At 39.9% G+C, this 12,154-nt stretch carries 9 protein-coding genes; 1 reads left to right on the forward strand and 8 read right to left on the reverse strand.

Features of this window, described 5'->3' with window-relative positions:
* Window positions 1–7: 7 nt before the first annotated feature.
* The 7 genes from M2419_RS11245 to M2419_RS11275 all read right to left on the reverse strand — a co-directional run bounded on the left by M2419_RS11245 (window position 8) and on the right by M2419_RS11275 (window position 10,527).
* Entirely contained in the window at window positions 8–1,321 is a 1,314-nt protein-coding gene (locus M2419_RS11245) for a hypothetical protein (RefSeq protein ID WP_259255072.1), read from the reverse strand.
* Window positions 1,322–1,331: 10 nt separating this feature from the next.
* Window positions 1,332–2,318: a hypothetical protein gene (locus M2419_RS11250; RefSeq protein WP_182329733.1), complete on the reverse strand. Its 987-nt coding sequence runs from the start codon at window positions 2,316–2,318 to the stop codon at window positions 1,332–1,334.
* Window positions 2,319–2,584: 266 nt separating this feature from the next.
* Window positions 2,585–3,172, reverse strand: coding sequence for a hypothetical protein (locus M2419_RS11255; protein WP_182329735.1), 588 nt, complete (start codon window positions 3,170–3,172; stop codon window positions 2,585–2,587).
* A complete protein-coding gene (locus tag M2419_RS11260) occupies window positions 3,172–3,948 on the reverse strand; it encodes a hypothetical protein (protein ID WP_259255073.1) in 777 nt (258 codons plus the stop codon). Before M2419_RS11260 ends, M2419_RS11255 begins: the two co-directional genes overlap by 1 nt.
* Window positions 3,949–3,950: 2 nt before the next feature.
* A complete protein-coding gene (locus M2419_RS11265) occupies window positions 3,951–6,734 on the reverse strand; it encodes a putative virulence factor (protein WP_259255074.1) in 2,784 nt (927 codons plus the stop codon).
* Window positions 6,735–6,741: 7 nt separating this feature from the next.
* Window positions 6,742–9,750 (reverse strand): virulence factor SrfB, encoded by a 3,009-nt coding sequence (locus M2419_RS11270; RefSeq protein ID WP_259255075.1) that lies wholly within the window; start codon window positions 9,748–9,750, stop codon window positions 6,742–6,744.
* A gap of 18 nt (window positions 9,751–9,768) precedes the next feature.
* Window positions 9,769–10,527, reverse strand: coding sequence for a DUF805 domain-containing protein (locus M2419_RS11275; RefSeq protein ID WP_182329743.1), 759 nt, complete (start codon window positions 10,525–10,527; stop codon window positions 9,769–9,771).
* Between the two features lie 214 nt (window positions 10,528–10,741).
* Here M2419_RS11275 and M2419_RS11280 point away from each other — a divergent pair, with 214 nt between their 5' ends.
* Window positions 10,742–11,230: a tol-pal system YbgF family protein gene (locus M2419_RS11280; protein ID WP_259255076.1), complete on the forward strand. Its 489-nt coding sequence runs from the start codon at window positions 10,742–10,744 to the stop codon at window positions 11,228–11,230.
* 255 nt (window positions 11,231–11,485) lie between these two features.
* On the opposite strand, the gene M2419_RS11285 is transcribed toward M2419_RS11280, so the two are convergent.
* Window positions 11,486–12,151, reverse strand: a complete 666-nt coding sequence (locus M2419_RS11285; protein WP_120335528.1) for a response regulator — start codon at window positions 12,149–12,151, stop codon at window positions 11,486–11,488.
* Between the last annotated feature and the right edge of the window lie 3 nt (window positions 12,152–12,154).

Consider the following 12,154-nt stretch of genomic DNA (forward strand, 5'->3'; position numbering starts at 1 on the left):
ATATTTCTTAAAAAAATCTTTTCCAAAATGCGCCGCCTTTTACGACAAAACTATCTTCCAACATATTCTTCACCAGTTCTTGCGGATATTTATCTTCGATCGTAGTCACAATCTTTTCGTAAACAAGATCACCAATGGAAAAGGGCAGTATTTTGATCTTAAACTGGTTTCTGGAATTTTCCCGTGCAGTCTTGCAGTTTTCGATAAGGGACAAAAACTCCTGATTCATGTAATCGAGGGCCAATTCACTTTCTGCCCTATCGTCATCGCGATATCTGGTCTGTTTGATATAATCAAACTTATTGACCACAAAATATACCGCATCGGTATTATCCAATACCTTGGAGTCTTTAAAAATGGATATGATATTGGTGTAGGCAATGCTTTGGTCTAATGCTCCAAAGAATTGTTCATCTTCAAAACGCTTATCGTGAGATAATGCATCAATAATAAATACCAGGATTTTTTTGTTGTTACTTTTGACGTAATTGATAAATTGGGGGATCTCCGAATTGTCAAAGCCCTGATTAAAGATCTTCACATAATTTTCACCCGGAACCTCGACAATATTGAAGGGATGGGTCGTACCTTTTTGATCTTTAAATGAAGTTGCGATATAGTTGTAACTTGCACTATCAGTACGTATCGGCAATACACCGTAATCTAAATTTCTCTTCAGGGTTTCCAAATATTTATTCCCATCGGGATTATAGCTATCGTGCATTAATATCCCCTGCTTATTGGAATGTTTGATGAGACTTGCCAAGATCGTTGATTTACCTGAAAATGGCATACCCACCATATAAAGATCGGTCCGTCCACTTTCCATGGGTGGCAGGTCCTCAATTCGCTTAAAGATCGTAATAGCAGAGGCACTGCTATAGAATTTCAATGCCTGAACCACTCTCTTTTCGACACCAATACTTTCAAGATAGTCAAACGTCAGTTTCTTCTCCCCGATAAGCTTTTTGATATCGTCGGCAGAAATTTCATTGTTCTTGATTTGTTCCAGCAATGTTTCACTGGACTGAATCGGAGCACTTGGACTGGTCATCGTAGGTAACGGAGGCATTCCTGGCATTGGCGGCATCAGCGGCAGCTCGACATCAATAGGTGGCAAACCTGGGATCGGAGGTGGCAAAACAATTTTGCCATTTCTACTATCATCCAAAAGCTGCAACTCTTTCAATTTGTCCCTGGTTAGACCATGCTGTTCCAATTCATCAAATGCGATAAATCCGCCCACTATAGCTTGATCTAAGGCAGGCAATGGAACCATATTGCAGTTCGATAAAATATTTTGTTTTTTATGCTTATCCATCTTTTAGGTATTAAAGTTCTATTGTTCCACCACGATTAATAATTTCTGCTTCAGCGTCCTTTAAGCGGGGACTGTTATACTTGCGCACCCGATACGTGAAGTAGGGGATCAAAATAAAGGCATGCATAATCAGTATAATAATCAGTGGGAGGAGATAATCGGGCGAATAGATCTTCGCCAATGCAATCGGGCTGTCCAAGGGCAAATTCCGTTCACTGATCGTAACTTTTATCGGTTCATTGTCAACGGGTAGCTCCTTGATTTTTTCATTCACAAGCGTTGCGCTACTTTTAACAAAATCGTTCAGGCCAACGTAGTTCGTTGCCAAACTAAGCCTATCCCATTGCTGAAAGATCTGATTATAACTATCTGCTTTTTTGAATACCAAACTGTCCAATAACTTATGGTTGTTGTTATATTTAACTTGATAAGCGTTCAATATGGCATTGGTACTCGCCGACACGTCAATACTTGCTGACGGACTGTTCAATATGGCTTCGGGCAGGTTAAAAGGTGGATTTCCCAATTCATTGCGCAGTACATTTGTTCGTTGATTTTTATAGGCCTGTAACTTACCTTTAAACAGCGCCTCAAAAGTCTGCATCGATTCATTTGCACGTTTATCGTATTGTATGGCTAAATCTTTCACAAGCAAGACTTTTTCACCTGCTTCTTTCTGAATTGCCTTTCTGCTGTTTTTCTCAATATTGACCAAATGGATCATAAAGACATAGCTAATCAAACCAAAAACAACGAATACAATAAAAAACAAACTGGCGGTACTCTTCAGATACCCTTGATTGAGCATACGCTCTTTATTCCGTTTCAGCAGCTGCAACACAAAATAATAACAGACTACAATAATCAGGCTGACGGCTAGGCTCAGCAACATGTTACCCTCTGTCATATAGAGCATTCCAAAGAAATTACAGAGTAACAGGATGAGCAGAAAAATGGATGAAACCACATCCACAAACAAAAAATTCTCTTGTTTCATATAGGCTAAATTTTCTTTACTTTTAGATTCAAATATTAAAGATTAGGCTGGCCCACCGGCGGCGGATCTAAGTGCGCCATGGAGGTTGTCTGCACCATGGAAGCAGTAGTATGTCTATATCTTGTAGGCGTCGCCAGGACCTTGCCTCGTCTTACCGCGGTGCCAGCAGTAAGGCAAAAGATCCAAAAAAGTACGCTTAGCAATACAAAAAAGACCAGGACCAGGTAGTAATAAAAGGGGTATTTTGACTGTTTCATCGGTCTTTATTAAAGTGGACAATTAACAATGTACTCCCAAACGGTACGGGGTGTTGGTGCCGAAACTTCCACATAGCAATATTTGGGTTTGCCAGGAGCAACTTCATAAATCCATTCCAGCTGGCCGGCTCCAGAAACAGGTCCATCTGTATGAGCAATAGGTTTACCATCGTAATACACTTTGATCTCATCTGGAATTGTTTTCGTATCATACTGCAAAATGACGCGTCCCGATTGATCGCCCAGGATATGCTTGGTCTTGGTGACTCCCTGACCACCGGACTCTACCTTTGCATCACAGTTAACGATCGTATTTTCAACTTTTTTGTCGTCCCCTGGCAGCGCCCGATTTTTATCAAGTTCCCCTATTTGCAGCGAATCAATATTGCCAGGCAAGGTATTGTCGCCCCCATCAACCGGTCTTGTAGAAGAAGCGGCATGGCTATCCCTGCAATCGTTCAGTTCCTGTCTTAGCACCTCTATCGTATTCTCAGGATTCCATAGCAAGGCATACACAAGCAAACCGATAAGCAGAAACAATAGGGGATAAAATAGCCACCAGTTGTTGGCGAAAGATTTGTTTTTTACATGTTCCATTACGATCTGTGGATTAGAGATTTAAAAAAGAATACTAAACAGATCAACACCAGTAAAACGATCAGCACCCACCAATAAGTCACCGCTATATATTTTAGAAAGGCCAGAAAACTTTCTTTCTTGGCTATTTCTACATCAATATTTTCTTCTTTGACATCAGCCATAAAATACTCCCCGGGGGCAACCGGCGATGAAATGGGGGGTTCAATTGCAGGTACAGGCTCCAGGTTTTGAGATTGTTTTGGTGCACTAATATCAGCGATTGGAGGATCCATATCCGGAATCTGTGGTGGCAATGGGGTATCCTCCGGACTAATTGACTCCTGAAAGCTATCACCAAGAAGGTGCGGTTTCCGATTTTGGTTATTCTCAAACTTCCAGCCCCAGATGATGCAGATATCATGCCCATTGGTGAAAATAAGATTGTCTTCTGGATTAAAAACTGTCTGAAGAATTGCCCCCCAATACTGTACGTTGGCGTCTCTATTCCGCATAAGATCTTCGATACGTTTTTGAAGTTCCTCCATGACGAGCCAATATTGTTTGAGACCATATTCCCGATAAGACGAATGCTCTACCGGCTGAAGGCCCATATGTATGCTGTACCAATCAATATCATAGTTGTTTTTGACCGGTTTAGCCAAAAAATTCCGATACTTTTTATCCAAGTTAAAGACGAGGAAATTACTGATTCTATCATACTGATTAAACAGGTAAGCATTGTCAAACGATAAGGGAATGTACCTATCCGTTGCTATTGAATGAAATTTTTGCATTTTTAAACCAGTTGAAAAGGTGAATACTGTTCGACCAATAATTTTAATTCCTGATTGGCCTGCTCATCGTAATCGATATATCCTGCATTGACAAGGAGTGAAAGGCGTAAATATTCAATCCATTTGTTGTACTTCTGTAGTGCTATTGCGCGTACATCAATATTTTCGGCGTCGAATAAAGCAGATATCGCGCTGGCGGATGTATCAAGTTTTCGTTCAAAAAATCGATTGGGATTAGCTACCAAGATGTTTCTGGCTTCCTCTTTCTCTTCTTCCGTAAAGTAGCTCACGTCAAAATTAAAAATCAGTTCATTGATCACCAGGGAGAAGGTTTCGGTCAAAAATATTTCATAACCATGGTTAACATCTATCTCAGAAATGATATCATTTAACAATCTGACCATTTTGCTGGCGACATTTCGCTTTTTAAGCAGTTCCTTAAAGTAGCTCACAACGAAAATCAAACTGTTTCTATTCAGTCCATATGCGATGAAATCCCTGTACTGATCCAAGTTGTTGATCTTCGTTAACCAAGATTCGATAATCAATTGAACGTAATACTCAGATTTTGATGAATTGGTCTCTTCCTGCTGAAATAATTCAGCGATTTCGATACCACTGTCTTTTAAAAAGTCTTCAACAGCTTCATGCGATGAAAGCCAAAGATGCTTTTGCAGAATGGTCAGCATTTCTGCTTTCGACTTCGCCTGTTTTAGCTCCGGATATTGAACCAATAGAATGGACTCCTGTGTGGTTTCATCCAATATGCGACGACTTGTATCAACCACCATATGTTCATTCAGCAACTGAAAAATATCATTAGGGTTAATCGAAAGACAGTCTATAAAGGCGTTAAACAAGCCAAGATCTTTTACTAAGGCACTGTTAAATGCCAACTGAAACTGATTTACCTGACGCATCTGCGTTTCGCGCATCACAGTGACATCATCCTTATGAATAAAACGTTCGAGGTCCCGCTGTATCTTGGTCAGGATTGTGTTTAACTTTTGAAGGTTATGATTGATCTTGGTTTTATTCCCCGATACCTTCGCCAGGGATTCAATAATCAACGCAGACCCATCATGATTGATGGTAGCAACGTGTTGCCATGTTCTTTCAGCATCCTGGAAATGATTTTGGACAAAACCATAGCGTGTAAAGGACTGCTTCATGACTTTCAAAAAATTCTCCCTTTCGGGATGGATTGCGAGCTCTTCCCCTTCCTGTTCAAATCCGACAAACGTATCGTTTGAATACTTGTAATCGCGCAACAGATAGAAATTCTTGAACAGATTTTCTTGGCTTGTCCATTTTGTGTGCCAGTTACGCGACTGCGTAACGATCTCCTGTTCAAAGAAACGCTCAAAACGCGTGTGCCATTTGTAGTTTAATTTTTCAGCAGATTCCAGGTATTCACCGTCGTTTGTGGTGTCAAACTTGATCTGATTATTGAAAAAGGTAAAGATGACAAACAATGGCGGCAAGCTTGCTTCTTGAAGTGATTTTGATCGTTCTTCGACACTCCCGCCTACATTGTTCTCGATCCAGTTGTATAACAGCGATGAAATTTCGTTGACTTCCAGCTGCTTGTCATTGGTACAGAACAAGAGATTATTGATATTAAAATCAAGAGAGTATTTATTAAAAAGATAAGAGACCTTACCCCGCAATAACATGGCATCAATATTCTTTGTCGAGATATCCGATTGATCCAATGCCAAACGGCTACGGGCTCCCGGAAAGTCCAATAAATCATTGTATTTTAAAAACTCTTTGGATTCGACAAGTCTTTCGGGAATCGAAAAAACAAGTTCGGCAATCAGCGCTGACAATGCAGGGACCTCAATCTGAACCTCAGCACCATTCGTCAACTTGAAAATTGTGCTACCCTTTCCAGAATCGGCACTGAGTTCGCCCAAGCGTTTGACATCAAGAATGGCTCCCCCCTCACGCAGGACATTTTCAAACTTGATATACCCATGGCGTGCAAACTGTACCAATTTCAGCTTATTGATCAAGTTGATAAAAAGATCTGTCAATAGAATTTCCTTATTCCAGAGGATATCAAATATGCGCGACCAATCTGTAGCCTCATAATGATGGATAATGCGACCTATACGTTCGAAGAACCTTATTTCATAAAGACCTTCAAACAAGATGGTATGCTGTGAAAGATTTTTTTCAAAGTACTCCTTAATCTCAAGCACATCGAATTCGGTTAAAAAATCCTGCTGAGTTCCTTTTTCCTCAAGCTCCAGCTTTTTAAGATGTGCTTCAAAATCCCCTTTTGACGGAAAGGAAGTAATTTTCTTGAGATCCAGAAAAAAAGCATCAAGCAAAACCAAGAGTATATCTTTTGCTGCCAGCAAGTTCACCTTTATTGGAAAATCTGGGAACGAGGGATCTTGATCAATCGTAAATCGAGTGACCAAGCCCGTACTTTCGGCACCAGTTCCCGGCGGATTTATTTGCTTTAGGAAATCATATTGTTTACCGTCGTTTTCAATCTCAAAGGGCCTGTTTGTATCGCTCAACAGGTTTTTGATCAGATAGGATTTTCCCACCTGACTTGCCCCAAAGACAGCGATGACCGGTTTATTACCGATATTGCCCTGAACCTTTTTTATGGTATTCAAGCTGTTCTTCAAGCTGAGTAGCGCTTTATTACGTTCTTCATACTTTAGATTTTTGTCAGCCCATTGAATCGATCCCTGTATAAGATCGATCTTACCGGAAATAAATTCCTCGATAAGCTTGATTTCTAATTCAGAATAATTATTCGACATTTCTTTTCTATAAAACGAATTCACAAGTATCTAACCAATATCCCTGAACACTATCCAAGGTCTGATAATGGAGCTGGAAGAAACGCCCCGGCTTCTCATTCCCTTCATTATCTTCGATATGTTCGATCTTCAATATTTCCTTACTTTCATCCCAATCTCGGGCGATGGTCACCTTCAACGGTAGATGTCGTAATATTTCACCCCGCTCTTTATCGACCTGTTCTTCATAAAATGACTCATCGCGACCGACAAAACGGTTCTTGATAACCTCTTCAATCTGCCTGTGATCAATACTTAATCTATAGAGACCTGAATAGGTGTAGTTTCGCGATAGATATTTCGCATAGCCAAACTCAAAAGGAAGTGATTTAAGCAGAAAAGTCTGTTCATGTTTTTGTGGAGTCAAAATGACTTCTTTTCTATTCTCCACTTTGGAAATAATATGATCGGCTGTTGAACTCAGGTTTTTGATCAGCTCCGTTGTATTTAAATTGAAGTCCTGTATCTTCTTCAATTTGGCTGCCATCAAAGCGATAATTGCCCCCACGGCAACAATCGTCTTGGGATCTTCAACATTCCCCAAATTGTCTGCAAACGGATACCATTTTCCGATCCAATAATTATTGAGATTGATCACATTGGTCGGCGAAACAAACAGAAATTTTTTGAACAGTTCCTCATAGCTAAGCAGGGATGCAGGCTTTCCGGACAGGACCACAAAATCACACTCAAACTGGTTAATCACCAGACACATTTGACGAACCAATCCCTCAAATACACTAGAAACGATCTCATTGACGACCTTAGCCGATATTGTCCATCGGATTTCCAAAAAATTAAATCCTATTATCCGCTCAAAATAGTTGACAAGTGCACTATTTTCAAATTTGTGCCCTATGATTTCTTCGAAAGACATTTCCAAAGATTCTTGCTGATTGGCCTGTTGTAGGTACTTAAGTACAATAGGCTGTGCTACCTGATGGACAAATGATTTGCGCATCATCTTTGCGAGATAGCCCATATTATTGGAGTTCTCCCCAAAAAATCCGTTGATCCGACTTTGGATGTCTATAATTCCCTTTGATCTCCCATAATTTTCTAATCCTTCAATGGCCGAATCATCCGTTTTTAGGGTACTGCGAATAATCAGCTTTTGGATCAACTCCTTCATCAGATCATCTCCTGCCAATTTAAAACTATCCCAAAATAGCGGTTGGGGAATCAATTCCTGAATCTTATTTGAGGTCTTAAGCTGATATTGATTGATGATAATATCAGTTGTTCCCGCGCCGATATCAATGGAAGCAATCTTTAACGTATTCTTATTATTGAATAAAAAATGGTCAATCACATAATTGTTGCTCCGCAGTTTTTTCGAAAAGAGGCTGTAAACAAACACCAGCTGGCTACATGTTGCCTCATCATACATCCAATCTTTTTTATCTTCCAGCTGGCTGAGGGTCTTGGATATATCCTGAATAGATGGAATAATCTCCGGCTTTTTAAACCAGTTTGTATTTTCATCCTGATCAAAGTAGAATCGTTGGTATCCATCCAGTAATTCACAGGCTTCTGCCGCTGCTTGTCTTAGGGCGATCTGCTCATGCTGAATCATACCAGTAGGGCATGATATCGTAATCCTTTTGATTGTCCTTGGCATAGTCATCTCGCCGTGTTCCTCCCTAAACTTAAAAGAATTGATCTGCACGTGCGCATGCATCAATACTTCCAGAAAAACAAACTTCATTAGAGAAGCCCTTGAAAACATCGATTTTGCACCAAATACCTCTCGCGAACTCTTTAAGCTACCGTCTAGGCTCAGTTGCTCTGATATGCCATTCAGATACACTTTCTTTACCCGATTAGTCTTAAGAGGTTGAAACTCCCATTCGCGGTCACTTATCTGATCATCCCATAAATAGCGTTTCGGGCTCGAGTTGTAAGTCTTTAGTTCGTAACCAAGATCTAGATTTGTACTTGCTGAATGGATCAATTTTTCTGCTTCAAAACCAATACGGGTCAAACTGGGAACAATAAATTTATTGTTGTGGTAATTATCTTTATCAATATTTCCAAAACTAGATTCGCTAAACATCATGTTCATCGGAAATGAGTTATTGTATTCCAGATGCGGATTGGTATAATCTTGAATGATAAGTTTCTTAACGCTATCAAAGTCAAAACTATCATCATCCTTATTCTCAAATAGAAGCGCACAGGTAGCCGAATTGCCGATATCAATGACGAGATCTACAGTTTTCTTTCTGATATTATCCGTAAAGAGCTGAATTTCGGGTGACTCCGTTTGAGCAGCCAGCCACTTCATCAGAAGAACATATTTGGCGATGTATTTTTTTATCGGATGTGTATATCTTTCTTCTTCATTTTTATCATAAAATAAGTCGGCCAAATACCGATCAATCCATGCAACAGAGTTGTCCTGCGTAAATAAGAAATTACTCAGATTGATTTCATCAGACTGGAGTCTGAAAACATTCTCATCCGGATTATTGCTCAACTGAGGACCAGTTTTATCATTTTCACTTCTGGCTAAAGACGTATCTACGGCAATGACGATTTTTGCCAGTGAAAACTCTTCATCACAAGTAAAAAACACGCGGACCCAATCTGTAGGATACAGCAAGTCTCTATTAATGGCGTTCTCCTTAAAAAAAGGCAACGGAATCCATTTATTTTGGTACTGCTTAAGTGTCTGCTTCAGATTACTTTCTTCGTAGACTTCAGTAACGATACCTGTACAGGTACTCAAATCAGCTTCATCTTTGAGACGCTTATTGATAACAAATCCCTTATCGATCAGCTCCTGTAAACGATAATAATTCTCAGTACCTTCCTTCGTAACCTTAAATAAGGGATCGAGAATAAAATCGAAAAAATTGGTATCGAATGGTTGGTGGTAATAAAATCTATTTTCCTTGCCAAACTCAAGATCAATATTTACCTCATACTTGTAATATTGAATGCTCGAATTAGCAATCAAAGAAATCCTTTTCATCTATCTAATATGGTTTTGTTAAAATCTTGTTTGGAAATTATCGCCTTTGGGATTGGGTCCGTAGTCATTTACGAATCTGTCACTTTCGCCAAATGCCATCCAAAGACCGTAAAAAGGAATAATCTGGAACCACCCGGAGTTTCCACGATCGTGACATCGCTTGGCATTTTGGGCAATGAGGAACCAGTAAAAAGGCAGTATAAATAAAAAGAATGCACCGCCCCCACCCGATACTCGCTCGATCCTAGCCGTTACTGCGGCAAGAAGCAAAAAATAGATATAGGCGATTATATAACTCAGCCAGTATTCAGTCCTTCTGATTCTTCCTTTAAAACCAAATGGATTTGAGAACATAGCTTGCTTCGGATAAATCAATTGATGTTGCGCACTAGCGAATGGATCGTCAATACCATGATATTGATTCATGGAAGAGGTATACGCCTTCAGTTTACTCTCAACACTATTTTGATAAACTGCGGGTGCATTGTCTACTGCAATAACAGCATTTTCGGAAATGGCTTCTTGCGTGGAAACAGGTTCGTCTTGGATTAATGGCTCAATGATTTCGATTGAATCTAAAGAGTCTTCAACAATAGGTTTTGTTTCTTCCGGCGGAAAGGAAAGATATAAAAATTCCTCCAGCTCACCGGCAGGTTGCCAATTTTCCAATCCCTCGTACCAAACCAATGTCTCTTCAGAAATATCGGTGGCTTTAATTTCCTCAAAGGATAGCGGACCGATCCTTTTACCGTCAAGTATGTAAAAATATCTTTTCATTTGAACATCCAATTAATAATCGCTAACTCGTAATGGTTAATACAAAAGTAGCTGACAGAGTTCGCATGATTTTACGGGAAGCCGTAAAGCGATAATTAAGATAAGAGTGGACTGAAGAGAACTTGAACACTTCGTGTACAACAATGTCCGAACGATATAATTATGGAAATTTTAGATACCTTTAGAAAAATAAAAACCAGCAATTTATTAATCTATGAGTGCAAATGTTCCTATTGTAAGGTCAGTGTCCTGGCCAGCTGTTTTAATCCTTATTGTCTTCTGGATGGTCCTGGTGGTAGCTTCCTTATTCTTATTCCAACTTGAGGGCATGATGGTCGCCTCAGTTCTTTTTTTCATTTTAGTAACAGCATTGCAACAGCTCATTCCAAAGAGCCACAAAAAGGGAATGAAAGCAGTCAAACAAAATAATTTTAACGGTGCGATTGAATATTTTAAACAGAGTGTCGATTTCTTTACAAAAAAGGAATGGTTAGATAAATATCGGGCAGTTACCATGTTTAGCGCTTCAAAAATGAGCTATCGGGAAATGGCGCTCTGTAATATTGCATTCTGTTATTCGCAGACTGGGCAAGCCGAAAAAGCAAAGGCGCTCTACGAAGAGATCTTGGAAAAATATCCGGATAATGGAATCGCTTACTATGCGCTAAACTCAATCAATACCTTTTCAAATCAGGCTGATTAAATGATCGCGCATTCAGCTCTGGATCCATCCTAAGGCTGACTGTTACAAATGATCATAAAAACAAATAAGGGCTATCGGTGGATAGCCCTTTCTCATCATCTTATTGGTTAAAATATGGCACTAAATATCTTGAATGCATCAGATATCGTATTTTCGGCAAGTAACCCAATCTCGTTATTTACCTTGCTTTCACAAAAGTAGCACGATACCCCCAAGATTCTTTACGGAAAACCGTAATCCGATATCAAAGATTATTTATATAAAACCTAATTCCTTGCAGTGTGCAACAAGCTGTTCATTTTTGGTAAAACCTAGTACATCTTTCATGAGGTTGAGCCTTTTCTCGATACTACTCAGACTCGACGGGCGGATATCACGCTGCTGGAGATATTCGGGCATTTCTTTTTGGGACACGCCTTCATACAGGAGTTTAATGATATGCAGGTCAAACTGCGTAAACTCGTGCGAGTTCTGCTCCTGAATAAATTTTTTACTGTCGGGCGATTGGTACGTTCGGTTCTGATCAACCGCTTGGAGAGCTTCGCGCAGATGTTGGCCATCGCGGCGTGCTTTGCGTACCAGGCCATCGATCTCGTTGTTTTTGAACATATCATTGATCAAGGACGAGCGGTCCTTGGCCGTCAGGACAATAACCTTAATGTCTGGTTGTACAATCTTGACAGCTTTGATCAGTGAAAGGCCATCCTTTATCTCCTGCGGACTATCATCATCTTCAAATTCGATATCCGTAATGAGTAGGTCATATGGTTCGCCATCGCGGATCGCATTTTTAATCCAGGTCAGTGCATGATCGCAATAATAAACGTATTTGGTATTGTGAATACCGAGGTCGTGCAAGGTTTTCTGCACGGAAATGTTGGCTATCTCGTGGTCTTCGGCAATGAGTACTTTCTTAAACATACA

Source organism: Sphingobacterium sp. BIGb0116 (assembly GCF_024808035.1).
In the GTDB taxonomy this organism is placed as follows: Bacteria; Bacteroidota; Bacteroidia; order Sphingobacteriales; family Sphingobacteriaceae; genus Sphingobacterium; species Sphingobacterium paramultivorum.